The following is a 25895-nucleotide window of genomic DNA, read 5'->3' on the forward strand; positions in this document are numbered from 1 at the left end:
CGAGCATTTTCTGAAGAGTAAACAATCACGTTCACCCGACACGCCTTCTCGAAAAGGAAGCTGACGACGCTCGCCAAGCGCGGTTATAGTGCTGGGGTCGATGCGTGTTGCGACGGCAAAGGGGCACGGCCCGCCGCCCGCCCAAGGTCAAAGAAATCGGCACGCACTTTGGGATGGCCGCATCCGTCGCGATGCATGGCATTTTTGGGGGTTCAATGATCGCGGACTGCTCCGCGATCGTGGCCCGCGGGATGGGCGTCCGCCGCGCTGGGCGGTGGCTGCTGCGCCCGGCGGACTTCGACGTCACCGGGGGCGTGATCGGCATGGCCGGTCCGCCGGGCACCGGCAAGTCCACCCTGCTGGCCACGTTCGCAACGCTGCGCCGGCACCATGCCGGCACACTGGGAATTCTCGGCCACGAGATTCGGAGCGCGCGCGATGCGCGCGCCATACGGTCCCGGATCGGTTATCTGCCGGCCGATTTTTGGTGGACGCAGGGATTCACCGTGGCCGAATTCGTCGCCTATTCCGCCTATTACCGGCGGGTTCCGGCCAGTGCCGGGCCGGCGATGCTGCGGCGGCTGGAACTGGCCGACGTGGCCGAAGTGGAGGTGGCGCTGCTGCCGCCGGAGGCGCGGCTGCGCGCCGGGCTGGCCGCGGTCTGCGTGCACGAACCCGATCTGGTGCTGCTGGATGAGCCGCTGACCGGGCTGACCGGCGGGGAGGCCGACGCGCTGACCGCGCTGCTGGGCACGGTGGCGCCCACCGTGGTGGTCACCGCCCGCCGCGTCGAGGAGCTGGCCGGCTGGTGCGACCGGGTGCTGGTGCTCAGCCGCGGCCGGCTCACCGAGCACACCGCCGCCTCCCCCGTCCCGGCCGAAGAGGGTCCCGCCCGCCCCGCACCGGCCGAGCCCGCCGGGCGGGCCGTCCAGCCCGTCTTGGAGCGGCCCATCCGGCCCGCTCCGCTGATCGTGGGCAGCGGCGCCTGTGTCTGAGCTGGGACAGGTGCTGCGGCTGGACGCCCGCCGCATCGCCCCGCTGGTGGCGGTGCCCTCCCTGGCGCTGGTGGGAGTGGTGGCCGCCTGGCGGGCGATGACCCCGGGAGTCGCCGGCTGGGACAACGCCCTGGTCGCCCTGACCGCCTCGGTGCGCTGGACGGGCCCGCTGGCGGCGATGCTGGCGGCCTGGCTGGCGGTCCGCGAGCACCGGCTCGGCTACCTGCGCGACCTGAGCGCCCGTTCGCCGGCCACCGGGCCGCTGCTGGACATGCTGCTGCTCACCCACACGGTGCTGCTGTCCTACGGGGTGACGGCGGTGGCGGTCATCGGCGAGACGGCGCTGACCCAGCGGCCGGGCCCGGCCCACCCGCTGGGCCTGCTGGCCGGTGCGCTCGCCCTGGTGCTGCACGCGGTGGTGGGGTATCTGGCCGGGCGGCTGCTGCCCTATCTGCCGACCGTCGCGGCCACGGGCGTGGTGAGCGGGCTGTGGGCGGGGCTGCGCGGGCCCGGGTCGTGGGCGGCTCTGCTGCCCCCCGCGGCGATCGGACGGCTGGAACCGTTCACCACGCTGCACGCCGCGGTGCCCGCCGCGCAGCTGCTGTGGACGGCCGGCCTGGTGGCGGCGCTGGTCACCGGCTATGTGTGGACGCTGACCAGGCGCCGGGCGCTGGTGGTGGCGCTGGTGTGCGCGCTGGCGGCGACCGCGCTGGGCACTCACCGGCTGGTCTCCCGGCAGGAGGCCGTGGTCCCGGCCCGGGTCGGGCATGTGTGCCGGCAGTGGCCGCTGACGATCTGCGTGCACCCGGCGCTGGCCGGGGCGCTGCCGGCGCTGGAGACCGCGCTGACCCCGCTGGCCGCGCGGCTCGGCGCCACCCCCGGGGCCTTCACCCGCGTGGTGCAGCGGCCCGACGGCGAGCCGACCGGCATCCACGGCGGGGTGGCCTTCGTCCACATCCCCTCGCTGAACCCGGGTTTCGAACGCCAGGTCGTCCGGCAGATCCAGACCGCGCTGACCGACCGGCGCTCCTGCGCCGACCCCCGGAACGCCCGGGGCCTGGCCTACCGGGCGCTGGTGGACGTCTGGCTGCGCGGCGAGGAGGCCCCGCCGGCGGCCCCCTCCTCCTCGCCCAAGCCGGCCACCGGCAACCTGGAGCGGGCGTCGGTGGCCGCCAGCGTCAGCGCCCCGGCCGTGGAGCGCCTCACGCTGGCCGCGCAGCGCTTCGCCGGCTGGGACGAGGCCCGCCGCCGCGCCTGGCTGGCCGAGAACTACAGCGCCTACCGCTCCTGCACGCTCACCCTCCGGCACTTCCGCTAAAGGATCGGACGGGACGTCCCGCGCCCGATCCCTTGGGGCTTTCGCGGCCGGTTCGGCGCGGGATGCCGGATGGCAGAAGGCGAGGTCAGGCGCTGTGCGGAGCGCTCTGCCCCGTTGCGTTCTCCTCCTCGAGGGGGCGCAGCCACTTGCGTTCCACGAAGAACGGCGCCACCGGCAGGACCGCGGCGCCCAGGGCCAGCACCAGCCGGCCGTTGCTCCAGCCGGTCTGCGGACGGGTCAGGAACGCCAGCCCCACATAGGCGATGACCAGCACTCCGTGAATGGGGCCGAGCACCGTCACGCCTTCGGGGAAGTCCGCGGCGCGCTTGAGGACGCTGGCCACCAGCAGCAGCAGAAAAGAGGTCGCCTCCACCAGCGAAACGATGCGGAAGACGCGCACAGAGTCCACGAGAACCTGCTCTTTCTCCGGAAAGACTTTCGGCTCCCAGGCTATGGGCACCCCCGCCAGGGTCCGTTCAGGGGTGCCCGCCGGCGCTCCAGTGAGTGTGTCCCCGCCGTCACGTGATGCGCTCTTGGCCGGGGGAATGCCCTCTGTTTCGGCAGGATCGAAAGCGGACGGCGAGAAGCGGGCCGCCCCGAGCCGGAACCGGCGGCGGCTTTACGCGCCGGCCGTTCGGCGCGCCCGGCAGGCCGCGGAAGAGAGCGGACTGCGCGAGCGCGCCGACCGCAACACCCGGCTCGTGCCGGAGGGCCCGCCGAGGTCGCTCGGCTTCCCCACCGTCACGGTGACCGCCGTGGACGCCCGGCGAGCCCCCGTGCGCCGGTGCTCAGGCGCGCGGGACGCGGACGATGAGGGCGTCGCCCTGGCCGCCGCCGCCGCACAGCGCCGCCGCGCCGACCCCGCCGCCGCGCCGCTTGAGCTCGTGGGCCAGGTGCAGCACGATGCGGGCGCCGGACATGCCGATGGGGTGGCCCAGCGCGATGGCCCCGCCGTTGACGTTGACCTTCTCCGGGCCGACGCCCAGGTCGCGCATGGACTGCACGGCGACCGCGGCGAACGCCTCGTTGATCTCGATCAGGTCCAGGTCGTCCACGCCGATGCCCTCCTTGGCCAGGGCGTGCTTGATGGCGTTGGACGGCTGGGAGTGCAGCGAGTTGTCCGGGCCGGCGACGTTGCCGTGGGCGCCGATCTCCGCCAGCGGGGTCAGCCCCAGCTCGGCCGCCTTGGCCGCCGACATCACCACCACCGCGCAGGCGCCGTCGGAGATCTGCGAGGAGGACCCGGCGGTGATGGTGCCGTCCTTGGTGAAGGCCGGGCGCAGCTTGGCCAGCGCCTCGACGGTGGTGTCGGGCCGCACGCCCTCGTCGGCGGTGAACAGCACCGGCTCGCCCTTGCGCTGCGGCACCGGCACCGGGACGATCTCCGCGTCGAACACCCCGTTCTTGATCGCCTCGGCGGCGCGCTGGTGGGAGCGGGCGGAGAACTCGTCCTGCTCGGCGCGGGTCAGCCCGAGCTTGGCGTTGAAGCGCTCGGTGGACTCGCCCATGGGCAGGTGGTCGAAGGCGTCGGTGAGGCCGTCGTAGGCCATGTGGTCGAGCACTTCGATCGACCCGTAGCGGAAGCCCTGGCGGGACTTGGGCAGCAGGTGCGGGGCGTTGGTCATCGACTCCATGCCGCCGGCCACCACGATGTCGAACTCACCGGCCCGAATGAGCTGGTCGGCCAGGGCGATGGCGTCCAGCCCCGACAGGCAGACCTTGTTGATGGTGATCGAGGGCACGTTCATGGGGATGCCGGCCTTGACCGCGGCCTGGCGGGCGGGCAGCTGGCCGACGCCGGCCTGCAGCACCTGCCCCATGATCACGTACTGCACCTGGTCGCCGGTGATGCCCGCGCGCTCCAGCGCCGCCTTGATGGCGATGCCGCCCAGGTCGGTGGCGGAGAAGTCCTTAAGCGAGCCGAGCATGCGGCCGATGGGGGTGCGGGCTCCGGCGACGATCACCGAGTTCGCGGGCATGACAGGGGGCCTCCACAACTGGTCCACAACGTCTTTGTCACGATACCCACAGCACCGTGGCCGGTTTCGGCCGGGCCGTCCCTGCGCCGGATCCGGCGCGCGGCCCGGCGCGCAGCCGGCCGCGCCCGCCGTGACCGGCCCCGACAAGGAGGACCCGCCCATGCTCACCCGGATCGACCACATCGGCATCGCCTGCCGCGACCTGGACGCCGCCGTGGAGTTCTACCGGCGCACCTACGGGTTCACCGACGTGCACACCGAGGTCAACGAGGAACAGGGCGTCCGGGAGGCGATGATCAAGATCAACGACGCCGGCGACGGCGGCGCCACCTACCTGCAGCTGCTGGAGCCGATCCGCGACGACTCCCCCATCGCCAAGTTCCTGGCCAAGAACGGCGAGGGCGTGCACCACATCGCCTTCGGCACCGACGGGGACGTGCAGGAGGAGGCCGACGGCATCGCCGCCAAGGGCATCCGGGTGCTGTACGACTCCCCCCGCCGCGGCTCGATGGGCTCGCGCATCACCTTCCTGCACCCCAAGGACTGCGGCGGCGTGCTGACCGAGCTGGTCCAGGCCGCCAAGCCCGCCGGGCACTGACCCGCCGCCCGGCCCGCGGGAGCCGGCCGCATGCCCGGTGAGCGGGCCGGGCGTCGAGCCCGCCGGTTCCGCCGCCCGCCCGGGCGGCGGAACCGGCTCGCGAAGCGATGAGGGCGCTTCCGGCCGCGGGGTGTTCCGCGGCCGGAAGCGCCTCAGCCGACCGGCAGGTCGTCGATGGTGCCGAAGGCCGGGATGTAGAACGACAGCCTGTCGGTCTTCTGGCTGGGCTGCGGGAAGAGCGCCCAGCCGTACTTGACCGCGCCGACCTTCTCGTTGCCGCCGAGCCAGTCGCGCATCGGCACGCCCCGGCCGGTGATCACCACGCTGAGCTCCTCGCCGTGCGCCTTGTCGATCAGCGTGGCGTGGTAGCCGTAGCCGTCGAACCCGTTGGTGTCGCCGTCGAACAGCGCCGGGTAGTTCAGCCCGCTCGTCCCCCGCTGGGCGACCAGCCGGGTGCGGTAGCCGACCTTCAGGAAGGGCCCCTGGCGGCGCAGCTCCACCACGTCCAGCCGGACCGTCCAGGTGCCGTTGATGGTCCGCTGGGTGGAGGCGAGCGGGGCGGGCTCTCCCGGCAGCGGGCGCAGCCCCGGGTCGGGGGCGGTCTCGGTCACCGGGACCGAGATGTAGCGGGGGTCGGGCCGGGGCGGAGGGTCGCCGGAGGCCTTGCCGTACAGGATGGACACCCTCCGGTTGCGCTGGCGCGCCTGCGGGGAGGTGCCCTTTTCGCGCGGCTCGCTCTCGCCCTTGCCCTCGGGGATCAGGGTGATGCCGGTGTTGGCGAGCTGAGGCTGCATGGCCTGGACCACCGCCTCGGCCCGTCGCTTGGACAGGGCGAGGTTGTCCTCCGGCTCGCCGACGTCGTCGGTGTGGCCGACCACCTGGACCTCTCCGGTGACGTTCGCCTCCTTGAGCTTGGCGACGACGTCGGCCAGGTACTTTTCGGCGGCCGCCGACAGGTCGGCGCTGCCGGTCTTGAACAGCACGTCGGCCTGGAGGGTGAAGGACTTGCGTCCCTTTTCGGTGGTCTCCTCGATCGGCGTGTAGTACTTGCGGTTCTGCTGCAGGGTGCCGGGCGGCGGGATCGCGATCGTCTTCGGCCGCCCCTCCCCCGCCCGCCGTCCGGAGCCGTCGGTGCCCGGCTCGGGCCAGGACGAGGGGGACGGGGAGGGGGCGGCGACGGCCGCCCCGCCGAGCGGCACGGCCAGCAGCGCGGCGAGGGCCGCCGCGGTGAGGGCGGTGCGGGTGCGCATCAGGAGATCTTCACCCCCGGCATGGGGCCGACCACCGGCATGACGACGGTCAGCTCCTTGACCTCCTTCGGCGGGGCGGGGTAGTCGGCGTACAGGACGGTGGGCTGGTCCAGCGGGTAGTCGCCCAGGCCGGTCGAGCAGGCGCACCGGGCGTCCTCGCCGCTGCCGATGGTCAGGCTGTCGTACACCCGCAGGTTCTCGGTGTCCAGGAGGAAGGGGGCGCCGGCGTTGCCGCTCTGCCAGTTGCCGCCGAAGGTCTCCTTGGGCAGCGCGTCGCTGTCGGTCTTGGCGCGCGGGGTGACGGCGTACACCAGCCGCAGCACCTTGTCGTGGCGCTGCAGTGACAGGACGTCGACGTAGACCTCCTTGCCCGCATAGGGCTGCACGGCCTTGGCGATGGCGCCCTTGACGTGGTTGTCGGGGCCGATCTCGGCCTTGGGCGCCTGGGTCGGGGGCGGCTCGCCGCCTCCCAGCAGGCCGCAGCCGGTCGCCGCCAGGGCGGCGAAGATGAGAACGCCGGCTCCGAGAGCACGACGCATTCGGTCACCTCCGTGGGGGAAGGAAAGTGATCATCCGGGGGCCGGACGGGAGCATGGGCCCCCGGAGCTTCGCGCTTCATACGACGACGATCCGCCGATGTCGGTTGATGACCGGATTGTGACGTGATCGATATCACAGACCCTACTGGGCGGTTGTGCGCGGTCACAGTGTGGTGATTCAGGCTGCAGTGGGGGGTTTGCCCCCGGCTTCAGAGGCACTCCCGGAACGCCTCCAACAGCCCGACAAAAGGGACATTCCACGCAGCACGTTAAGATGAGCCCCCAACGAGGCAGTGGCGGGAGTACGCTGCTCTCGCCGGAAGAGGTCTGGGGCCGTCAGGTACGAAACCGCAAGTCCAGGCGATCAACCGGTCCCGGAACCCCGTAGCCCCGTCACAGCCAGGATTGAGCCACATGCAGTCCGACATCGACGCCCAGCTCAGCAACTTCTTCGAGGAGACTCCCCCACGCGAGTTCGACGTGGTGCTTCGCGGCTACGACCGGCACCAAGTCGACGAGCACATCAAGCAGCTCGACAACGAGGTGCGCCAGGCCCGCGAGCAGATCCAGGCGCTGCAGCGCGAGCTGTCCGACGCCCACCGCCAGCTCCAGGAGCAGGAGCGGCCCACCTACGCCGGGCTCGGCGCCCGCATCGAGCAGTTGCTGCGGCTGGCCGAGGAGCAGGCCACCGAGCTGGTCCAGATGGCCCGCTCGGAGGCCAACGAGATCAAGGCCGCCGCCAAGGTGGACGCCGCCGAGCTGCGCGCCACCGCCGAGAACGAGGCGGCCGAGCTGCGCGCCCAGGCGCAGCGGGAGGGCGAGGACCTGCGCCAGGCGGCCGAGCGCGAGGCCGAGGAGGTGCGCACCGCCGCCCGCCGCGAGGCCGAGGAGCTGACCTCCACCACCGAGCGCGAGGTGGCCAAGCTGCGCGCCACCGCCGACCACGAGGTCGCCGAGAAGCGCGCCGCCGCCGAGCGGGAGATCGCCAAGCTGCGCACCACCACCGAGCGCGAGGTCGCCCAGCTGCGGGCGTCCACCAAGCGCGAGCGGGACGAGATCCTCACCACCGCCAAGCGCCAGGCCGACGAGATGCGCGCCCAGGCGCAGCGGATCCTGGAGGAGAGCGAGGCACAGCGGGCCCAGGCCGAGGCCGAGTTCGAGATCCAGCTGGCCGCCCGGCGCGAGGAGGCCGACCGGCAGGACGCCGAGCGGCACGCCGCCGCCCAGGCCGCCACCCAGAAGCTGGTCGCCGAGGCCGAGCAGCGCGCCGCCTCCGCCGAGCAGCGCGCCGCCAAGGCCACCCAGCAGGCCGAGCAGACCCGGCGGGAGGCCGACCAGCACGCCAAGCAGCTGCTGGCCAACGCCCGCAAGAACTCCGAGCAGATCATCGCCGAGGCCAAGGCCCAGGCCGAGCAGCTGCTGGCGGAGACCAAGGCCGAGGCCGAGCGGATCCGCACCGCCGCCCAGCGCCAGGTGGACGAGCTCACCCGCCAGCGCGACAGCATCACCAGCCACCTCAACCAGCTGCGCCAGCTGCTGGGCGGTGGCGGCCCGATGATGCCGCCGCTGGGCGCCACCCCCACCGAGGAGGTCTCCGCCGCTCCCGAGAAGCCGGCCCTGTCGTCGGCGGAGTCCAAGCCGAAGCCCAAGCCGGCCCCGGCCCAGGCCAAGCAGCCGGCCGCCGCCAAGGCCGCCGCCAAGAAGCAGGAAGACGACGACGAGGACTGGTGGCAGGAGTGATCGGCTCCCGCTGATCGGCGTCTTTTCAGCGCATACCGCGAACCGAGAAGCCTGGAGGGAAATCCCCTCTAGGCTTCTTGGCGTCTAAGGGGAATATCACTGAGGACACAGCCCCGGCCGCGGCGTCCGGCGCACCCCTGCGAGCAGGTAGAACGAGGAGAAGTCGTGTCAGACGACATTCCCGGCGCGAACCGACCGGTCACGCCGTCCGCCTTTCCCGCCGCTCCCCCCGACGACGCCGTGCCCCCGCCGGCGGGCCCGCAGGACGAGACGCCCCGGGCCGAGGGACCGGGCGGCCGTGACGAGGCCGCCGCTCCCCGAAACGACGCAAAGAGCACATCCCCCCTCCCGGAGGAGCCGGACGGTTCTCCTTCCGGCGAGCCGCCGGGCGGCCCCGATGAGCGCCAAGCCCGGCAGCGGCCCGCTTCCGCCGCCGGGGGTTCGGACACGGGGCCCTCACGCGAGCGGGAATCCGCCAAGGACCGGGACGCCGGCGAGGAGAAGCCCGCCCACGGGAGCGGCCAGGGCCCTTCGGCCGGGCGGGCCGGGGAAGAGCCGGGCACCGCCGGGAGGCGGGCCGGCGCCTCCTTCGCCGGTGACGGCCCGGCGCGGGAACAGGCGGTGGAAGAAGACCCGGAGCCCACCCCGGACCCGCTGGTCGACCTGGAGCAGCGGCGCAAGGAGGCCAGGGCCGACAACCTGGCGCCCTTCGGCAGGCCCGGGTCGCCCCTGGGCCGGACGCACCCGTTCATCTTCGGCTTCACCGGCGCGCTGGGGGTGATCTGCGCCTGGCTGCTGTTCGAGGCGGTCACCAGCGCCCGCGGCGTGATCGTGCTGATCGTGGTGTCGATGTTCCTGGCCGTGGGGCTGAACCCGGCGGTGGAGCGGCTGCAGCGGGCCAGGCTGCCGCGCCCCGGGGCGGTCGCGGTGGTGTTCCTGGGACTGGTGCTGGCGTTCGTCGCGGCGGGCTTCGCGGTGATCCCTCCGCTCACCGAGCAGATCACCAACTTCATCAACCAGCTGCCCTCCTACATCGAGCAGCTCGGGCAGAACGAGCGCATCCGGGAGCTGGACCGCGAATACCAGGTCCTGCAGAAGGCCCAGGAGGCCGTCACCAACCCCGACTTCGGCCAGTCGGCCATCGACGGGGTGCTGGGCGTGGGCCGCGCCCTGGCCGGCGGGGTCTTCAACACCCTGACGGTGCTCATCCTCACCCTGTACTTCCTGGGGTCGCTGCCCACCATCAAGACGTTCTTCTACCGGCTGGTGCCGCGCTCCCGGCGCGCCCGGGTGGCGCTGCTGGGCGATGAGATCCTCGCCCGCATCGGCGGTTACGTGGCCGGCACCCTCACCGTGGCTTCCATCGCCGGCACCACGGCCTACATCTTCCTGTCGATCATGCAGGTGCCGTTCGCGCTGCCGCTGGCGCTGTTCGTCGGGATCACCGCGCTGATCCCGCTGGTGGGCGCGACGATCGGCGCCGCGCTGGCGTGCACGGTGGCGTTCTTCGACGGGATGTTCACCGGCATCGCCTGCGTGATCTTCTTCGTGGTCTACCAGCAGGTGGAGAACTACATCATCCACCCGCGGGTGATGAAGCGGGCGGTGGACGTCCAGCCGGCCGTCACCATCATCGCCGCCCTGGTCGGCGGCACCCTGCTGGGCATCGTCGGCGCGTTGCTGGCCATCCCGACGGCCGCCGCCCTGGCCCTGATCATCCGCGAGGTGGTCCTCCCCCGCCAGGAGACCTTGTGAGGCGGCCGGCGCGTTGACCGGTCGGCGGCGTCCACCGCACGGGCCGACCGCGTCCGGTGGACGCCGCCGGGGCGTGTCGTCACAGCAGCCGCACGGAGCCCATGGGGGTCCCGGCCCCCGGGCCCCGGAAGGGGAGTCGTCACAGCAGTCGCACGGAGCCCATGCTGCCGGGACCGGCCCGCCGGCGGGACGCTGCGTCGTCACAGCAGTCGCACAGGGCCCGCTGAGCGCGGCCATGCCCGCAGCGCGCAGGTCACCCGCCGGCCGCGACCGGGCCGGCCGCCCCGCTTCGGCCGGCCCGGTGCCTTGGGGATCTCGACGACGGGCCCTAGCGGGGCGTGCGGGCCAGGGCCGCCACGAACTCGGCGACGATCTGGTTGAACAGGTCGGGCTGCTCGACCGCCGACAGATGGCCGGTGCGGGGGATCACCTGCAGTTCGGCGTTGGGCAGGGCCTCGACCATGGCGCGGGCGTCGGCCTGGGGGGACAGCTCGTCCTCGGTGCCGGTGATGACGAGCGCGGGGGCGTGCACCCCGCGCAGCGTCTCGAAAGAGTCCGGACGGGCGGCCATCGCCCGTTGCGCCCAGGCCGCCGCGGCGGCCGGCGCCGCCTGCACCAGGCCGCGCACCCTCCCGTACACCAGCGCCCGCTGCCGCATGGTGGTGGGGCCGACCAGGAGCGGCAGCACCTCCTCCACCAGCACCCGCGAGGTGCCCTCGCGTTCCAGCCGCTCGGCCTGCCGGAGCCGGTTGCGCCGGCCCTGCTCGGTGTCCGCGCTCGCTTTGGTGTTCGCCAGGATGAGCCCCAGCACCAGGTCGGGGTGCCGCCGGCACAGCGCCATCGCCACATAGCCGCCCATGGACAACCCGCCGATCACCGCGCGGTCGATGCCCTTGCGGCGCAGCAGGTGGGCCACGTCATCGGCCATCACGTCCACCGAGGGCTCCTGCTCGCCCAGCATCGAGCCGCCGAAGCCGCGCAGATCGGGAGTGATCACCCGGAAACGGCCGCCGAGCCCTTCGCGCTGCGCCAGCCACATCGCCGACGACAACGGGAACGCGTGCAGCAGCACAAGCGGCGTCCCCTCGCCGACGTCCCTGGCGTACAGCTGAACGACCATCGGGCCTCCCACACCCGGCACATCCGCCGATCCGTGACGGCGCGTGCCCTCTCCTCTCACTAATTCCGACAACCGCCATATACGTGACGGTCAGGTAATCGTCACCCGAATCGGTCGAACTCGAAAGGAGTGGCCACGATCGGACGCAGACGTTTCGGCCTCGCCGGCGTCTCCGAAAGCACCGGCCCACCCGGCGAAGGCGTTCAGCCCGCGGGCCACTCCTCCGGCAGGGGGTGGGCCTGCGGCGCCACCCGCTTGACGATCTCGTTCAGCACGATCCGCACATACGGCTCTCCCACCCACAGGTGCCTGGCGCCGTCCACCGCGACGATCTCGGCCTGGGGGATCCGCTTGAACCGCTCGCGCGCCTCGGCCGGAGGCAGGTAGTCGTCGTGCTCGGGCACCAGGACGATCACCGGCCGCCCGTCGGCGCCCCAGGCGTCCAGGTCGGCGTCGGTGGCCCGGTGCAGCGGAGGGCTGAGCAGCAGCAGCCCTTCCACCAGGGGGTCGCGCCCCCATTTGAGCGCCAGCTCCGTGCCGAACGACCAGCCGAGCAGCCAGGGGTGGGGCAGGTCGTGATATTCGGCGTACTCCAGCGCCGCGGCGACGTCGTACTTTTCGGTCTCGCCCTCGCCGAACTCGCCCTGACTGGTCCCCCGTTCGGACGAGGTGCCGCGGGTGTTGAAGCGCAGCACCGCCACCCCGGCCATGGCCGGCAGCCGGTAGGCGGCCTTGCGGAGCACGTGGCTGTCCATCATCCCGCCGTGCGTCGGCAGCGGGTGCAGGCACACCAGCGTGGCCACCGGCTCCCGGTCCACCGGCACCGCCAGTTCCCCGACCAGCTCCAGTCCGTCGGCGGTGTGCAACGTGATGTCCGTCCGCGTGGCGGGCAGCACCGTGCTCGCCTTGATTATCCCCATCACCCTCCTCTTCTCTGGGACAACCGTAATGCCCCGCCCCATCCCCGCCGGGCGGCCGACGCCACGCCGCAAAGCCGCCGAGGAGCACCTCTCTTCCCAGGCCGCCGTGCGCTTTTGCGCACCACCCCTCCGCACCGCGGCACCGCCTCACCGAGCCGATGCCGCCGATGCGAGTCCGGTCGGCGCTCAAGGTCCCGGCAAGCGCCTCGACCGGGCGCCTGGCGGCGGTTCACACCCTGTGGACGCGGCGACGCTCAGTAGCGGGGTGCGTTGCGCGACCTTTGGATCTTGGGGCCGCGGTGCAGGCGGGCACGCCAGCACGGCTTGTGCCAGTGACGACGCTCATCCGGCCCGCCCCAGTCGGCGGGCCAGGCCACGACATGCCCCACACCCGGCGCGATCTCCTGATCGCACCCCGGGCACCGGTAGACCTTGACGGCATTGGCCGGGGCGATCTCCCGGACGATCCAGTCCCCGTCCGGCCCCTCCTCGCGATTCTCCAGCCCGAATGACCAGGCGCCGCTGGAAGGCCGTGGGTTCTTCCGTGGACGACGCCTGTTCCTGCGCGGGCTCATGCCGATCAGCCTAAGGCCGCCCCGCCCCACCCAACGGCGGTACCGGCAGCGAACCTCCTCCGGCACGCGCTCCCGGAAACCTCAGCGCCCGGCCCGCGCATCCGCCCACCCACGCGAACACCCCACAGGCATTCCTCGGCGACACCAAAACGCAGCCCTGGCCATCCGGTCCTGGTTCGCCGATTTGTGGGCTTTGTGTTGGTCGGCGGCTACCGGTGTCTTCGGCGGCGGGCCGAGGGGGTGTGTGAGCGGCGGAGAGCGGCGAGTTCGGCCTCGATGCGGTGCAGCCGGGCGGGGGCGGGGTTCCAGCCGCGGTGCAGGAGGGTGGTCGTCAGGGCCTCCAGGAAAGGGACGGGGTTGAACAGGATGTCCTCCTTGGTGACCACGATGATCTCCCAGCCGTGGTGGTCGCGGATCCAAGTGCGGCGGGCGGCGTCGCGGTGGCGGCGGCCCCGGCCGGTGTGGAACTCCTCGCCGTCGTACTCGACGGCGGTGAGGTGCTCTGCGTACCCCATGTCCAGGAAGAACCTCGGGCGGTCGGGGCGCCCTACCGGGATCTGAGTGCGGGGGCGCGGCAGGCCGGCGTCCACGATGCACAACCTGGTGTAGGTCTCGCCGGGGAGCATCGCCCCGGGGTCGGAAAGGGCGAGGATCTCCCGCAGGCGCCGGGCATTGGGGCGGCCGGCCAGCAGCCGTGCGCGTCTGCGGAGCGACGCGGCGTCGACGCCGGCGCGTAAGAACTGGTCGAGGGCGGCCACCGCCTCCCGGCGGGGGAGCCGGCGTGCGCAATCCAGCGCGGTGCGTTCGAAGGTGGTCAGGCGTATGCCATCCACTTCGGTGACGTCCGCATCGGGCAGGTGAGTGCGGCGCACCCGGCAGCCGGGCGGGTCGGGAAGGGGGCGGTCGGCGGGGACGGCCAGTTCGATGGGCCAGGTGGCCCGGTCGGCGCCCATGGGGAGGGCGTCGATGCCCCACAGCCAGGCGGCGGCGCGTTCGGCGATCACGGCGTGCGCGGGCGCCGCCTGCCACAGGGAGCGGATACGGGCGGTGAGGACGTCGTCGGCGGAAGTGCATCGCATGCCCTCCAGCCTCGGCCCGGGGACACCCCGTCAACAGTGGAACGCGGTTCTGTGGACAACCCTCGAACGTGCGCCGACAACGCGACCGGCGGGCCGGTGAGCGGACCTCCCCCGGGCAGCCGGGTTCCGGGGCGTCCGCCGACAGGCGGCGAGCGGCCCACCGCCCCGGCGGAAGGCATCGGGACGGTGGGCCGAGGATGAGGCGTTACTGACGGAAAGAGCGGCCTGCGGTCAGGTACTCCTCCAGCAGGGGCGCCGGAGCGAAGGCGTTCTCGCGGCGCTCGGCGTAGAGGGCCCGCAGGACGGCCACGGCGCGGTCCAGGCCGAGGCGGTCCAGGTCGGCGATCGGACCCGTGGGGTAGCCGCAGCCGAGCCTCATGGCGGCGTCGATGGAGTCGGCGTCGGCGTACCCGGCCTCCAGCATCCGGACGGCGTCGTTGAGGTAGGGGAAGCGCAGCGCGTCCACGATGAAGCCGGCGCGGTCGCGGCAGCGCACGGGGGTCAGGCCGAGGGCCGCGGTCAAGGCCACGGCCCGTTCGGCGGCCCGCGGAGCGGTGAGAACGGTGGAGGCGACCTCCACCAGCGGGCCGTCCGCCTCGGGGAAGTGCAGGCCGACCACGTCGGCGGCGCGCGCTGCGGCCGTCGCCACCTCGATGACCCCGCCGGTGTCGGCGAGGCTGGCCAGCACCGCGTCCGCACGGGCCGCGCCGGCGACGGCGGCCAGCACCGGGCGCTTGGCCGCCGCGTCCCCGGCGGCCGCCTCGACGACCAGGTCGCAGTCGGCCAGCGAGCCGGGCTCCGTGCCCACGGTGACGCGGGACAGCTCGTCCGCCGACAGCTCGGCCTGCAGGGCCGCCTGCGCGGACTCGTCCTCGGTGACATAGCGGACCTGCGCGCCGGCGCGGGCGCACCGGGCGGCGAAGGCGACGGCCTGGGCTCCGGATCCCATCACGCCGACCAGCGGCTGGGGAGCCTCCTGCGCCGAAGCGGCGGTGCCGGCGTCGGAGGAGTCATAGGAGTAGAAGCCGCGGCCGGTCTTGCGGCCCAGCAGCCCGGCGGTGACCAGCTCGCGCAGGATGGGCGCGGGGGCGTGGCGGCGGTCGCGGGTCTCCCGGTAGATGGCCTCCAGCGCCTCCAGGCAGATGTCCAGCCCGATCATGTCCATGAGGGTGAAGGGCCCCATCGGCAGCCCGGCGCCCACCTTCATGGCGGTGTCGATGTCCTCGGCGGTGGCGTGGCCCTCCTCGTACAGGGCGGCCGCGTGGTTGAGGTAGGGCAGCAGCAGCCGGTTGGCGACGAAGCCGGCGCGGTTGCCGACGGTGACCGGAGTCTTGCCCAGGCTCTTCACCAGCTCGGCGACCCGGGCCAGGGCGGCGGGTTCGGCCAGCGGGGTGCCGATGACCTCCACCAGCTTCATCACCGGCGCCGGGTTGAAGAAGTGCACGCCGACGACCTGGGAGGGCCGCGCGGTGCCGACGGCGATCTCGGTCACCGACAGCGAGGAGGTGTTGGTGGCCAGCACCGCGTCGGCGCGGCAGACCTTGTCCAGCTCGGCGAACACCCGCCGCTTGAGGTCCATCCGCTCGGGGACGGCCTCGATCACCAGGTCGCAGTCGGCCAGGTCGGCGAAGTCGGTGGAGAAGGTGATCCGGTCCAGGATCTGCTGCTTGGCCTCCTCGGTGAGCTTGCCGCGTTTGACCGCGCGCCCGGTGGAGTTCTCCACATGCCCGCGGCCCCGGGCCAGCGCCTCGTCGTTGATCTCGATGCCCACGACGGCCAGTCCGCCCCGGGCGAGCACCTCGGCGATGCCCGCGCCCATGGTGCCCAGGCCGACGACCCCTGCCTTGCTGAACGAACCTCCACTCATGCCGGGCAGTCTCCCAAAGGCACCCGGGACCGCCCTCCCCGGGTCCGGGCTGACCCCCGGCCGGCAGCGCAGGAGGCGCCGGGACGCCCGTCGCGGCCGCTCTTTCCGCAGGAAGAGCGGAGGTGCCGCCCGGCCGCAACCATGCACACGGCCGTGCCGGCCACCTCACGGCCCGGCACGGCCGCGCTCTTGAAAAGGGGCGAGTAAGAAGCGGATAACCGGTTGGTCATAATTCCGGTTCGCCGCGTCGCCCGGCCGCAGAGCGGCGATCTCGTGTCAGCAGTCGCGCAGTTCCGGCGACTGGTTGAGGATCTGCTCACGGGGGGTGATGAAGCGCCGGTACGCCTCGGTGTCGGCGCTGGGGAAAACGGCGACCCGGTGGCAGTTCTGGAAGGCCAGCTTGACGCCGAAGTAGCGTTCCAGCGCGCCCCGCATGGCGTCGCTGGCGAGCACGCGCAGGAGCTGGCCGCGGGCCTGCTCGTCCGGCGGCGGGGTCTGGTTGTCGGCGAAGTCTCCGCCGTCCACCTGGTAGCGGGCCACCAGGCCGCTGATCACGTCCCAGGCGTACGGCAGCGAAGTGCGAATGCACTCGACGAACGCCGCATCATCGATCTCTCCGTGCTGGGCCTTTTCGAGCAGTTCCGGGCTCACATCGAGAGACATGGACCGATTCCCTTCGGTAACGGCGGAACGGAACGTCGCACAACAGGTCCGTCTCCGGTGACGCTAACCAGCGTCCCGAGAGAATTCCAGCCTTGACAGGAAGAGGAATTGGTATATGAAGGCCCGGATCAGCCGTCCAGCGAGCGGCCCATCAGGATGTCGTCGACATAGCGGCCCTCGATGTGAAACTCACCGGGCAGGATGCCGTCCACGGTGAAACCCGCCCGCTCATACAGCCGCCGGGCCCGGGGGTTGGTGGACAGCACCCGCAGCCTGATGCGGCGGGCGCCCTCCCGCCGGGCGCGTTCGCACGCCGCGATCACCAGCGCGTACCCCACTCCCCTGCCCTGTTCGGACGGGTCGACGGCCAGGCCCTGGATTTCGCGGATGTGGGCGTTGCTCGGCGCCGGCACCGGCTGCACCAGCCGGACGTAGCCGACGATTCGTCCCTCCCGGACGGCGAGCGTGTACTGCTCGGGTCGATGGGCCGGGTCGAAGAGCACCGCGTCCGGGCCCGGGCGCGGGAACACCCCGACGTCCGGGGACCAGGTGCGCCGGTCCAGGTCGAGCAGCGCCGCTTCGTCGCTCTCCACGGCCTCGCGCATCCGGATGCCCGCAGGCTGCTCCATGTGCCTCCTTCCCTCCCGCCTGAGCGGGGCTCTTCACGCGGTGAACGGCCGCCGGCGCGCGGTGCGTCCATCGCATCCGCCCACCGGATCGGCCGAAGGCTCACCGAACCCTTCACCACGCCGTCTCCGCAAGACGCGACAGGGCGCTGCCGCTGCCTGGAACGCCGTAGTACGGGACATCTTCGTGGTTCCCGCCCGCGCCGTCTTGGGCCATGCGCCGGCAAGAGTTCACTAGGCTGTGGCCCCGTGCGCCTCGTCATCGCCCGTTGCAGCGTCGATTACGCCGGGCGGCTCACCGCCCACCTGCCGCTCGCCCCGCGGCTGATCATGATCAAGGCCGACGGCTCGGTGTCGGTGCACGCCGACGACCGCGCCTACAAGCCGCTGAACTGGATGAACCCGCCGTGCTCGCTGCGCGAGGAGCGCTTTGCCGACTCCCCGGACGGCCTGGTGGCCCGCTGGACGGTCACCCACGGCAAGTCCGGTGAGCGGCTGATTTTGAACATCACCGAGTTCCTGCACGACTCCACCCACGAGCTGGGTCCCGACCCGGGGCTGCGCAAGGACGGGGTGGAGGCGCACCTGCAGGAGCTGCTGGCCGAGCACATCACCACGCTGGGCGAGGGCTGGACGCTGATCCGCCGGGAGTACCCGACCGCGATCGGGCCGGTGGACATCCTGTGCCGGGACGCCGAGAACCGGACCGTCGCGGTGGAGATCAAGCGGCGCGGCGAGATCGACGGCGTCGAGCAGCTCACCCGCTACCTGGAGCTGCTCAACCGCGACCCCCTGCTGGCCCCGGTGCGCGGCGTCTTCGCCGCCCAGGAGATCAGGCCGCAGGCGCGGGTGCTGGCCGCCGACCGCGGCATCGAATGCGTGACGCTGGACTATGACGCCCTGCGCGGCATCCAGCACGAGGGCACTTTGTTCTGAGCAAAGGCCCGGCGCCCGCCGCGCGGAGAATGTCGGTGCCCTCCGGGACGATGGGCCGATGAGCGTGAAAGCGAGCGGCACCTTCGATGTCACCGGCTGGGACGAGCAGGCCAAGGACACCAGGCCCGACGGCACGGTGGTCACCCGGGTCCGGGTGACCAAGACCTTCCACGGCGACCTCGCCGGCACCAGCGTCACCGAGATCCAGACCGTGACCACTGCGGCCGGGCCGACGGCCTATGTGGGCGTGGAGTGCTTCGAGGGAACCCTGCACGGCCGCAAGGGGACCTTCGTCCTGCAGCACAGCGCGGGCAACGACGCCGCCGGCAAGGAGTGGCTGAGGTGGCAGATCGTGTCCACCTCGGGCACCGGCGAGCTGGCGGGGCTGCACGGCGAGGGGCAGATCACCGTGGACGGTGACGGCCGCCACTTCTACGCCCTCGACTACGAGCTGCCCTGATCCGGGCGTCCTCGGCGCGGTCTCGGCCGGGGAGGGCGAACGGTAATCTTCCATGCATGGCGTCGGCGACCACGGACAGCACCCGGGAAAGGATCATCGACGCGGCCGAGGAGTGCTTCGCCCGATACGGAATCGCCAAGACCACCGTGGAGGACATCGCGGCGGCCGCCGGGCTGTCCCGGGCCACCGTCTACCGAAGCGTCACGGGGGGCCGCGACGAGCTGATCCTGGCGGTGATGCTGCGGGAGCTGACGCGGGTCCTGGACCGCCTGGCGGCCCTGCTGCGCCGCTCGGGGCCGGTGCCGGAGGCGGTGATCGAAGGCATCATGGACGTGGTCTCCCACGTGCGCAGCCAGCCGCATTTCGCGCACTTCCTGGTGCCGGAGGCGGCCGGGCACACCCAGGCCGTGGTGGCCGGGGCCGCCGAGCGGATCCTCGACATGTGCTGCGAGTACGTGCGCCCCTACTTCGAGGCGGCACAGCGCGAGGGCCAGATCCGCGAGGGCATCGAGGTGGAGGGCACCGTCGAGTTCCTGTTCCGGATCATCACCTCGCTGATCGTCCTGGACCGCGGCCGGGATCCCGAGGCCACCAGGAACTTTCTGCGCTCTTATGTCGTCCCGGTGATCGTGGGACCGTAAGGCGCCCCGCCATGGCCGAGGTGACGGCCGTCACCGAACGACGCATGCGAAGGGACGATTCATGGGAACGGTGCACACGGCGAAAGGCGGCCGGGCCGCGGTCAGGCCGAGCCCGGTGTTCCTCGCCATTCTCGGTGCCACCGTCATCTTCGGGCTGATGGCCTGGCGCTATGAGTCCTACTACGAGGAACGCGCCGCGCAGCTCACCCTTTTCGGCCTCGTCCTGGCGGGCTGGATCCTGTCGCTGTGCCTGCACGAGTTCGGGCATGCCTATCTGGCCTACCGCTCGGGCGACCGCAGCGTGGCCACCAAGGGCTATCTGACGCTGAACCCGCTCAAGTACGGGGACGTCACCCTCAGCTTCCTGCTGCCGGTGCTGTTCATCATGCTCGGCGGGATCGGCCTGCCCGGCGGCGCGGTGTGGATCGACCGGGGCCGCATTCCCGGCCGGCTGCGGCACAGCCTGATCTCGGCGGCCGGCCCGCTGGCCAATGTGGTCTTCGCCATCGCCCTGGCCGCCGCCGTCACGCAGCTGCGCTCCGATGAGCCGCTGGACCATCTGGTCTTCTGGTCGGCACTGTCCTTCCTGGCCTTCCTGCAGGTGACCGCCGCGCTGCTCAATCTGCTGCCGATTCCCGGCCTGGACGGCTTCGGCATCGTCGAGCCGTACCTGCCGCGTTCTTGGGTGCGCAAGGCCGACGAGGTCGGCGGGTACGCCTTCCTGGCGCTGATCGCCCTGCTGTGGATCCCGCCGGTCAACCGCGCCTTCTTCGACGCCGTCTTCACCGTCACCGATCTGTTCGGGGTGGACCAGGCCGCCATCATCGACGGCCTGACCTGGTTCCGGAACGCCATCGGCATGTGACGTTCTACGCGCTTTTCACCTCTTTTGCCCGGCGCCGGGAATATTCTGCTCTTTACGGGCACCAATGGACGAGTCGTCATAACTGTCGGTGCGCGCAACCGACATATGACTCCCATGGGAACCGGACATGTGCAAACATCGGTTTCGGACCGCCCTGACGGCCCCCACCGGGCGCCCCCACCCCGCCGCCCGGCGATACCGGAACTCGACCCGCTCCGCGCGATCACCGACATCGCCGCAACCCCCTGAAGGAGGCGCATGGAGCTGGAAAGGCGCGCGGTGTTCGGCTGGCCGGCCACGGCCGCCGGATACGCCCCCTGTGATAACGGCCTGGTAGTCCACTACGACGGCAGCGACCAGGGCCTGGCCGGCAAAAGCCATCAGGCGTGCCGGCAATACTGGAAGAACACCCGGAAATTCCATATGAACAGCCGCGGGTGGGCCGATATCGGCTACTGCGTCGATGAGCAGACCGAAATCCTCACCACAGGCGGCTGGCGGACCTTTCGCGAGATCGAGCCCGGCGACATCGCCCTGACCCTCGACCACCGCACGGGGATGTCGCAATGGCAGCCGGTGGAGGAGGTGTACCTCTTCCCCGCCATGCCGCGCGAGATGATCCGCATGCAGGGCCGGCGGCACTCCTCGCTGACCACGCCCGGCCACCGCTGGCCGGTGGAAAGGCCCGCCGGAGCGGGGCGGGGCCGCGAACGCGCCTGGGCCACCACGCAGACCCTCACCTCCCACGACCTGATCCCGGTCGCGGCCGAGTGCGCCGACATCCCCGCCGAGCCGAAGTGGTCGGACGCGCTCGTGGAGGCGCTGGCCTGGTTCTGGGCTCCAGAGCAGGTCGACCCCGAAGACTCCGGCCGCATCCCGGGCGCCGCGGTGACCGTGCGCCGCCGGGAGGGCGCCGAGGCGGCGCGCCTGCGGGCCGCGCTGCGGGCGCTCTTCGGCGCTCCGGCGCAGGCCCTCCCCCACGGCGACGACGCCCCCGCCTGGCGGGAGGTCCCGGCGGAGGGCGGCACGGTCGTCTTCGGCCTGTCGGCCGCCGCGGGCCGGCTGCTGCTGGAGCACGCGCCGCACCGCGTCGTGCGGCACGACTTCCTGCAGGCGCTGACCCGGGCCCAGCTGGAGCTGTTCCTCCAGGTGTCGCTGCGGGCCGGGGGCAGGGCCGCGCAGCGGCGCTTTACCCGGCGGGAGGAGGCCGAGGCGTTCCAGTTCGCCGCGATCCTGGCGGGCAGAGCGACCTCGATCCAGCGTCCGCGGCCTGGGGAATGGGTCGTCCGCCTGCGGCAGGAAACCCATGTCACGCCCCGTCGCACCGGGGACTTCGGCATCACCACCGAACGTTACGACGGCCACATCTGGTGCGTGCGCACCCCGAACGGCACCTGGCTAGCCAGACGGGCGGGCACGGTGTACTTCACCGGCAACTCCTTTGCCGTCTGCCCGCACGGGATCGTCCTGGAGGGCCGCGGCTGGCAGCGGGTGCAGGCAGCCCAGCCGGGGGGCAACAGCACCTGGACGTCGGTGACGTTCATGTCCGGGCCGAGCGAGGCGCCGACCCGGGCTCAGATCAACGCGTTCAAGCAGCTGCGGGCCTGGCTGCGCGGCAAGGGGCTGAAGGCCGGCATCCGCGGCCACCGGGACTTCATCTCCACATCCTGCCCGGGCGAGAAGTTGTACGCACTGGTCAAGAACGGCGGCCTGGCCGGCCCGCCCGAACAGCGGCCCGAAGAGGAGGACGACGTGCCGATCCGCACCAGCCTCGGCAAGAACAAGGACCAGGAACTGGCCTGGGGCAAGTGGACCCGCATCACCTGGGACGTCGAGCACGCCGACCCGGAAGGCGCCCATGCCGACGGCAACTATCCCGGCTATGTCGCCCCGGAGACCTCCTGGGCGGACTTCCACGCCACCGTGCGCGTCGAGGGGCTGCAGCCGGGGGACGAGTACCAGCTGCGCTATGAGGTGCACGACTGGAAGGACGGCAAGTCCACCGGGAAGCCGTGGACGGAGATCCACGCCGACCACCCGGCCACCAAGGGCGTGCAGTTCGTGACCGGCTCCTGCTCCAAGAAGCTGAAGAAGGGCCAGCACGCCTATGTGGCCATCGCCGTCTTCCCGGTCGGCGACACCACGGGGCGGCCGGTCCCCAAGGCGGTTTCCGGCCGCTGGACGATCCGCCAGGACAGAGCCTGAACGGCCCGCCGGCCTCCCGCCCGGTTCCGGGGAAGCGCACACAGGTTCCCCGGAACCGGGCGGTGTCGTTCCCGGCGCCGTCTGGGCCCGGGCGACAATCGCGGTGACGGACCTGAGGTGCTTTACTAGACGACAAGTCTGCAAGCGAGCACTTACTGAAGCGCTCTCCCGGGAGGTCTCATGTCCGTGGCGACCGAGAGCACCACCTTCACCTCGCTGAATCCCGCCACCGGCGAGGTGGTCGGCGAACACCCGATCCATGACGAGAAGGCGGTCGCCGAGGCCGTCGAGCGGGCGCGTGAGGCCGCCGCCTGGTGGCGCGACCTGGGCTGGAAGGAACGGCGGCTGCGGCTGCTGAACTTCAAGGGCACGCTGACGCGCAACCTGGACAGAGTGGCCCGGCTCGTCCACGAGGAGACCGGCAAGCCGCTGCAGGACGCGCAGATCGAGCTGGTGCTCACCATCACCCACATCGACTGGGCCGCCCGGAACGCCCAGAAGGTGCTGGGGCCGCGCACCGTCTTCCCCGGCCTGGCCGCCATCAACAACAAGTGCATCCTGGAGTACCAGCCGCTCGGGGTGATCGGCGTGATCGGGCCGTGGAACTACCCGGTCTTCACCCCGATGGGCTCGATCGCCTACGCCCTGGCCGCCGGCAACGCGGTGGTGTTCAAGCCCTCGGAGTACACCCCCGGCGTGGGCGTGCTGCTGGCCGAGCTCTTCTCCCAGGTGGTGCCCGAAAAGCCGGTCCTGCAGACGGTGACCGGGTACGGCGCCACCGGCGCCGCGCTGGCCCGCTCGGGAGTGGACAAGGTCGCCTTCACCGGGTCCGGCCCGACCGCCCGGAAGGTGATGGCCGCCTGCGCCGAGACCCTCACCCCCATCGTCGCCGAGTGCGGCGGCAAGGACGCCTTCATCGTGGACTCCGACGCCGACCTGGACGCCGCCGCGGACGCGGCGGTGTTCGGCGCGATGTCCAACTCCGGGCAGACCTGCGCCGGCGTGGAGCGGATCTACGCGGTGGCCGACGTCTACGACCGGTTCCTGGAAAAGCTCATCGACAAGGCCAAGTCGCTGCGCCCGGGGTTCGACCGCGAGGCCGACTACGGCCCGGTCACCATGCCCCGTCAGCTCGACATCATCGAGCGGCACATCAAGGACGCCCTCGACCGGGGCGGACGGGCGGTGCTCGGCGGCGCCGAGTCGGTCCGCAAGCCGTATGTGGAACCGGTGATCCTCACCGACGTGCCCGATGACTCGGCGGCGGTGTGCGAGGAGACCTTCGGCCCCACCATCACCGTGCACAAGGTCGCCGACGCCGAGGAGGCGCTGCGCAAGGCCAACGAGACCAGCTACGGCCTGGCCGCGACCATCTTCTCCCGCAATCGGTCGCGGGCGATGGACCTGGCCCGGCGGCTGCGGACCGGGATGGTCTCCATCAACTCCTTCCTGGCCTTCGCCTCGGTGCCGGCGCTGCCGTTCGGCGGGGTCGGCGAGTCGGGCTTCGGCCGCATTCACGGCGCCGACGGCCTGCGCGAGTTCGCCCGCGCCAAGGCCATCACCCGCCAGCGCTTCCCCCTGCCGGTCAACGTGGCGTCCTTCTCGCGCACCGACAAGGACATGGCGCGGCTGCTGCAGCTGACCAAGCTGATGCACGGCAGGCGGTACAAGAGGTGAGACGGCACCGGGCGGTCGCCTGACCGTTCTCACCTCAGGGTGCCCACCGTCCGCGATAAGGGCCGCGGACTTAGGCGTACGAGCGCGCCCGGGCCGACTAGGGCGTCTGAGGACGCCGAACTTAGGGCGTCATCCCGATGTGGCGGGTGCCGTCTTAGCGCGACTCTCTGAATACCGGGCCGGAAGGACCGGCCGGAGAAGGAGAGCAAAGCGCCGATGCACCATCCCGACATGTCCAAGGCCGTCATGGACGACCGGGTGCGCCGGATGCGCAAGGAGGCCGAGGCCGCCGCCAAGGCCAAGGCCGCCAAGGCCAAGGACCGCAAGAAGTGACCCGCAAACCGGCGGCGCCCGCCGCCCCGGCGGGCTGCCGTTCAGGAATCAGGCCCCCTCACCGCCTCCAGCGGGCGAGGGGGCCTTCCTCATGTCTCCCCCTCCCCGCACCGCAGGCGGCTGATCAGGGGGCGGACGCCGGCAGCGGGGGACGGCCGCAGATGAGGTCGGCGGCGCGTTCGGCGATGGCGATGACCGGGGCGTCCGTGCCGCCGCGCGGCGCCGTCGGCATGACCGAGGCGTCCACCACCCGCAGCCCTTCGATGCCGCGCACCCGCAGTTCGGTGTCGACGACCGCCTCGTCCCCGCCGCCCATGGCGCAGGTGCCGACCGGGCGGCCGAGGGTGACCACTGCCCGCCGCACCCAGGCGCGCAGCGCATCGTCGTCGTCCACCTGCTCGCCCGGGGAGTGCTCGCCCTGGACCAGGCGGGCCAGCGGGCCGGCGGCGGCGATCCGGCGGGCCTGGCGCACCCCGGCGGCCAGCGTCTCCAGGTCGGAGCCGGCGGCCAGGCAGGCCGGGTCGATCAGCGGCTTGGCGTGCGGCGCGGCCGAGCGCAGCCGGATGCGCCCCCGGCCGGTGATGGCCACGGCGGCGACCAGCACCGTGACCATCCGCTGGGGCACCTCGGTCAGGCCCTGGTCCAGGTGCGGGGTGGCCAGCACGTGGTACTGCAGGTCGGGCGCGGGCAGGTCGTCGGCGCTGCGGGCGAAGCCGCCGGCCTCGGCCACGTTGGAGGCCAGCGGGCCGCGGCCCAGGGAGTGCCACAGCGCCAGGTGACGGCCGTCGAAGCCCTCCCACAGCGCCTTGACGCCCGGGGTGTCCCACAGGACGGGGACGGCCGGATGGTCCTGCAGGTTCTCCCCCACGCCCGGCAGGTCGGCCCGCACCTGAATGCCGTGTTCGCGCAGGTGCCCGGCCGGGCCGATGCCCGACAGCAGCAGCAGGCGCGGGCTGCCCACCGTCCCGCCGCACAGCACCACCTCACCCTCGGCGTGCTCGCGCAGGTGCTCGCCGCGCCACAGGTAGCGCACCCCGACGGCCCGTCCGTTCTCGACGGTCACGCCGGTGACCAGCGCGTCGGTCCGGACGGTGAGGTTGGGCCGCGCCATGGCCGGCCGCAGGTAGGCGTCGGCGGCCGACCAGCGCCGGCCGCGCCGCTGGGTGACCTGGTAGAAGCCCGCGCCGTCCTGCCGGGCGCCGTTGAAGTCGCGGTTGGCCGGCAGCCCGTGCTCTTGCGCCGACTCCACCCAGGCGTGGCTCAGCGGGTGTTTGAAGCGCAGGTCTTCCACGCGCAGCGGCCCGCCCACCCCGTGGTAGTCCGATTCGCCGCGCTGCTGGTCCTCGGCCTTGCGGAAGTACGGCAGCAGATCGGCGTACCCCCAGCCGGTGCAGCCGTGCTCATCCCGCCAGGTGTCGTAGTCGTGCCGATTCCCCCGCAGGTAGATCATCGCGCCGATGGACGAGGACCCGCCGAGGGTACGCCCGCTCGGCCAGTACATGCCGCGTCCGGCCGCGTGCTGCTGGGGGACGGTCGCGTAATCCCAGTCATGGGCGCTCTTCAGCAAGGCGGCCTGGTTCGCCGGGATCCGGATCTGCGGCGCGTCGTCCGGTGGCCCGGCCTCCAGCAGCAGCACCCGGGTGCCGGGGTCCTCGCTCAGCCGGGCGGCCAGGACGCAGCCGGCGCTTCCCGCTCCCACGATGATGTAGTCGTACGCCACTAGCACGCCTCCGGGTGAGCGAACGGATCCGGGC

Annotated in this window: 23 protein-coding genes; 11 read left to right on the forward strand and 12 right to left on the reverse strand. The window is 72.1% G+C overall.

The window, feature by feature from the left end:
* Nucleotides 1-215: 215 nt before the first annotated feature.
* Nucleotides 216-995: an ATP-binding cassette domain-containing protein gene (locus tag BUE48_RS19320; protein WP_012854200.1), complete on the forward strand. Its 780-nt coding sequence runs from the start codon at nt 216-218 to the stop codon at nt 993-995.
* Nucleotides 988-2313 carry a hypothetical protein gene (locus tag BUE48_RS19325; protein WP_041440104.1) on the forward strand — a complete coding sequence of 442 codons (1326 nt, stop codon included), beginning with the start codon at nt 988-990 and terminating at the stop codon, nt 2311-2313. Before BUE48_RS19320 ends, BUE48_RS19325 begins: the two co-directional genes overlap by 8 nt.
* 85 nt (nt 2314-2398) lie before the next feature.
* On the opposite strand, the gene BUE48_RS19330 is transcribed toward BUE48_RS19325, so the two are convergent.
* Both BUE48_RS19330 and BUE48_RS19335 read right to left on the reverse strand, forming a co-directional pair.
* The gene (locus tag BUE48_RS19330; RefSeq protein WP_012854202.1) at nt 2399-2722 is read right to left on the reverse strand and encodes a DUF3817 domain-containing protein; all 324 of its coding nucleotides are present in this window, start codon (nt 2720-2722) and stop codon (nt 2399-2401) included.
* A 379-nt stretch (nt 2723-3101) separates the two neighbouring features.
* A complete protein-coding gene (locus BUE48_RS19335) occupies nt 3102-4292 on the reverse strand; it encodes an acetyl-CoA C-acetyltransferase (RefSeq protein WP_012854203.1) in 1191 nt (396 codons plus the stop codon).
* Between the two features lie 160 nt (nt 4293-4452).
* Here BUE48_RS19335 and mce point away from each other — a divergent pair, with 160 nt between their 5' ends.
* Nucleotides 4453-4890 (forward strand): methylmalonyl-CoA epimerase, encoded by a 438-nt coding sequence (gene mce / locus BUE48_RS19340; protein ID WP_012854204.1) that lies wholly within the window; start codon nt 4453-4455, stop codon nt 4888-4890.
* A 152-nt stretch (nt 4891-5042) separates the two neighbouring features.
* Here mce and BUE48_RS19345 read toward each other — a convergent pair whose 3' ends face one another.
* Both BUE48_RS19345 and BUE48_RS19350 read right to left on the reverse strand, forming a co-directional pair.
* Nucleotides 5043-6140, reverse strand: a complete 1098-nt coding sequence (locus BUE48_RS19345) for an OmpA family protein (protein ID WP_286990679.1) — start codon at nt 6138-6140, stop codon at nt 5043-5045.
* Complete coding sequence (locus BUE48_RS19350) at nt 6140-6679, reverse strand: hypothetical protein (RefSeq protein ID WP_012854206.1); 540 nt, start codon at nt 6677-6679, stop codon at nt 6140-6142. Before BUE48_RS19350 ends, BUE48_RS19345 begins: the two co-directional genes overlap by 1 nt.
* Before the next feature lie 414 nt (nt 6680-7093).
* Here BUE48_RS19350 and BUE48_RS19355 point away from each other — a divergent pair, with 414 nt between their 5' ends.
* Nucleotides 7094-8419: a DivIVA domain-containing protein gene (locus BUE48_RS19355; RefSeq protein ID WP_012854207.1), complete on the forward strand. Its 1326-nt coding sequence runs from the start codon at nt 7094-7096 to the stop codon at nt 8417-8419.
* 165 nt (nt 8420-8584) lie between these two features.
* The gene (locus BUE48_RS19360) at nt 8585-10174 is read left to right on the forward strand and encodes an AI-2E family transporter (RefSeq protein WP_286990680.1); all 1590 of its coding nucleotides are present in this window, start codon (nt 8585-8587) and stop codon (nt 10172-10174) included.
* 328 nt (nt 10175-10502) lie between these two features.
* Here BUE48_RS19360 and BUE48_RS19365 read toward each other — a convergent pair whose 3' ends face one another.
* The 7 genes from BUE48_RS19365 to BUE48_RS19395 all read right to left on the reverse strand — a co-directional run bounded on the left by BUE48_RS19365 (nt 10503) and on the right by BUE48_RS19395 (nt 17027).
* Nucleotides 10503-11294 (reverse strand): alpha/beta fold hydrolase, encoded by a 792-nt coding sequence (locus BUE48_RS19365; RefSeq protein ID WP_012854209.1) that lies wholly within the window; start codon nt 11292-11294, stop codon nt 10503-10505.
* 203 nt (nt 11295-11497) lie between these two features.
* Nucleotides 11498-12214, reverse strand: a complete 717-nt coding sequence (locus BUE48_RS19370) for an alpha/beta hydrolase (protein WP_012854210.1) — start codon at nt 12212-12214, stop codon at nt 11498-11500.
* A gap of 254 nt (nt 12215-12468) precedes the next feature.
* Nucleotides 12469-12789 (reverse strand): Rv1322 family protein, encoded by a 321-nt coding sequence (locus tag BUE48_RS19375; RefSeq protein ID WP_012854211.1) that lies wholly within the window; start codon nt 12787-12789, stop codon nt 12469-12471.
* A gap of 209 nt (nt 12790-12998) precedes the next feature.
* Nucleotides 12999-13868 (reverse strand): type IV toxin-antitoxin system AbiEi family antitoxin, encoded by an 870-nt coding sequence (locus BUE48_RS19380; RefSeq protein ID WP_286990681.1) that lies wholly within the window; start codon nt 13866-13868, stop codon nt 12999-13001.
* A gap of 205 nt (nt 13869-14073) precedes the next feature.
* Nucleotides 14074-15735 carry a 3-hydroxyacyl-CoA dehydrogenase family protein gene (locus BUE48_RS19385; protein ID WP_286990682.1) on the reverse strand — a complete coding sequence of 554 codons (1662 nt, stop codon included), beginning with the start codon at nt 15733-15735 and terminating at the stop codon, nt 14074-14076.
* A gap of 276 nt (nt 15736-16011) precedes the next feature.
* The gene (locus BUE48_RS19390) at nt 16012-16398 is read right to left on the reverse strand and encodes an SCO5389 family protein (protein WP_012854214.1); all 387 of its coding nucleotides are present in this window, start codon (nt 16396-16398) and stop codon (nt 16012-16014) included.
* A gap of 128 nt (nt 16399-16526) precedes the next feature.
* On the reverse strand, nt 16527-17027 hold the full coding sequence (locus BUE48_RS19395) for a GNAT family N-acetyltransferase (protein ID WP_012854215.1): 501 nt from the start codon (nt 17025-17027) through the stop codon (nt 16527-16529).
* A gap of 246 nt (nt 17028-17273) precedes the next feature.
* Here BUE48_RS19395 and nucS point away from each other — a divergent pair, with 246 nt between their 5' ends.
* From nucS to BUE48_RS19425, 6 genes are all read left to right on the forward strand, one after another.
* Entirely contained in the window at nt 17274-17960 is a 687-nt protein-coding gene (gene nucS, locus BUE48_RS19400) for an endonuclease NucS (protein ID WP_012854216.1), read from the forward strand.
* Between the two features lie 58 nt (nt 17961-18018).
* Nucleotides 18019-18420 (forward strand): DUF3224 domain-containing protein, encoded by a 402-nt coding sequence (locus tag BUE48_RS19405; RefSeq protein ID WP_286990683.1) that lies wholly within the window; start codon nt 18019-18021, stop codon nt 18418-18420.
* Nucleotides 18421-18476: 56 nt separating this feature from the next.
* A complete protein-coding gene (locus BUE48_RS19410) occupies nt 18477-19061 on the forward strand; it encodes a TetR/AcrR family transcriptional regulator (protein WP_012854218.1) in 585 nt (194 codons plus the stop codon).
* Between the two features lie 61 nt (nt 19062-19122).
* Nucleotides 19123-19926 carry a site-2 protease family protein gene (locus tag BUE48_RS19415; protein WP_012854219.1) on the forward strand — a complete coding sequence of 268 codons (804 nt, stop codon included), beginning with the start codon at nt 19123-19125 and terminating at the stop codon, nt 19924-19926.
* A 258-nt stretch (nt 19927-20184) separates the two neighbouring features.
* Nucleotides 20185-22131, forward strand: coding sequence for an N-acetylmuramoyl-L-alanine amidase (locus BUE48_RS19420; protein ID WP_286990684.1), 1947 nt, complete (start codon nt 20185-20187; stop codon nt 22129-22131).
* A gap of 180 nt (nt 22132-22311) precedes the next feature.
* Complete coding sequence (locus BUE48_RS19425) at nt 22312-23808, forward strand: aldehyde dehydrogenase family protein (protein ID WP_286990685.1); 1497 nt, start codon at nt 22312-22314, stop codon at nt 23806-23808.
* Between the two features lie 457 nt (nt 23809-24265).
* On the opposite strand, the gene BUE48_RS19430 is transcribed toward BUE48_RS19425, so the two are convergent.
* On the reverse strand, nt 24266-25861 hold the full coding sequence (locus tag BUE48_RS19430; RefSeq protein WP_286990686.1) for a GMC family oxidoreductase: 1596 nt from the start codon (nt 25859-25861) through the stop codon (nt 24266-24268).
* Nucleotides 25862-25895: the final 34 nt, after the last annotated feature.

The organism is Thermomonospora sp. CIF 1 (assembly GCF_001896795.1).
Classification (GTDB): domain Bacteria; phylum Actinomycetota; class Actinomycetes; order Streptosporangiales; family Streptosporangiaceae; genus Thermomonospora; species Thermomonospora curvata.

Coding starts and splice junctions, on each gene's coding strand:
- BUE48_RS19320 (WP_012854200.1), top strand. CDS start 216: ATGATCGCGGACTGCTCCGCGATCGTGGCCCGCGGGATGGGCGTCCGC.
- BUE48_RS19335 (WP_012854203.1), bottom strand. CDS start 4,292: ATGCCCGCGAACTCGGTGATCGTCGCCGGAGCCCGCACCCCCATCGGC.
- mce (WP_012854204.1), top strand. CDS start 4,453: ATGCTCACCCGGATCGACCACATCGGCATCGCCTGCCGCGACCTGGAC.
- BUE48_RS19345 (WP_286990679.1), bottom strand. CDS start 6,140: ATGCGCACCCGCACCGCCCTCACCGCGGCGGCCCTCGCCGCGCTGCTG.
- BUE48_RS19350 (WP_012854206.1), bottom strand. CDS start 6,679: ATGCGTCGTGCTCTCGGAGCCGGCGTTCTCATCTTCGCCGCCCTGGCG.
- BUE48_RS19355 (WP_012854207.1), top strand. CDS start 7,094: ATGCAGTCCGACATCGACGCCCAGCTCAGCAACTTCTTCGAGGAGACT.
- BUE48_RS19365 (WP_012854209.1), bottom strand. CDS start 11,294: ATGGTCGTTCAGCTGTACGCCAGGGACGTCGGCGAGGGGACGCCGCTT.
- BUE48_RS19370 (WP_012854210.1), bottom strand. CDS start 12,214: ATGGGGATAATCAAGGCGAGCACGGTGCTGCCCGCCACGCGGACGGAC.
- BUE48_RS19375 (WP_012854211.1), bottom strand. CDS start 12,789: ATGAGCCCGCGCAGGAACAGGCGTCGTCCACGGAAGAACCCACGGCCT.
- BUE48_RS19380 (WP_286990681.1), bottom strand. CDS start 13,868: ATGCGATGCACTTCCGCCGACGACGTCCTCACCGCCCGTATCCGCTCC.
- BUE48_RS19385 (WP_286990682.1), bottom strand. CDS start 15,735: ATGAGTGGAGGTTCGTTCAGCAAGGCAGGGGTCGTCGGCCTGGGCACC.
- BUE48_RS19390 (WP_012854214.1), bottom strand. CDS start 16,398: ATGTCTCTCGATGTGAGCCCGGAACTGCTCGAAAAGGCCCAGCACGGA.
- BUE48_RS19395 (WP_012854215.1), bottom strand. CDS start 17,027: ATGGAGCAGCCTGCGGGCATCCGGATGCGCGAGGCCGTGGAGAGCGAC.
- BUE48_RS19405 (WP_286990683.1), top strand. CDS start 18,019: ATGAGCGTGAAAGCGAGCGGCACCTTCGATGTCACCGGCTGGGACGAG.
- BUE48_RS19410 (WP_012854218.1), top strand. CDS start 18,477: ATGGCGTCGGCGACCACGGACAGCACCCGGGAAAGGATCATCGACGCG.
- BUE48_RS19415 (WP_012854219.1), top strand. CDS start 19,123: ATGGGAACGGTGCACACGGCGAAAGGCGGCCGGGCCGCGGTCAGGCCG.
- BUE48_RS19420 (WP_286990684.1), top strand. CDS start 20,185: ATGGAGCTGGAAAGGCGCGCGGTGTTCGGCTGGCCGGCCACGGCCGCC.
- BUE48_RS19425 (WP_286990685.1), top strand. CDS start 22,312: ATGTCCGTGGCGACCGAGAGCACCACCTTCACCTCGCTGAATCCCGCC.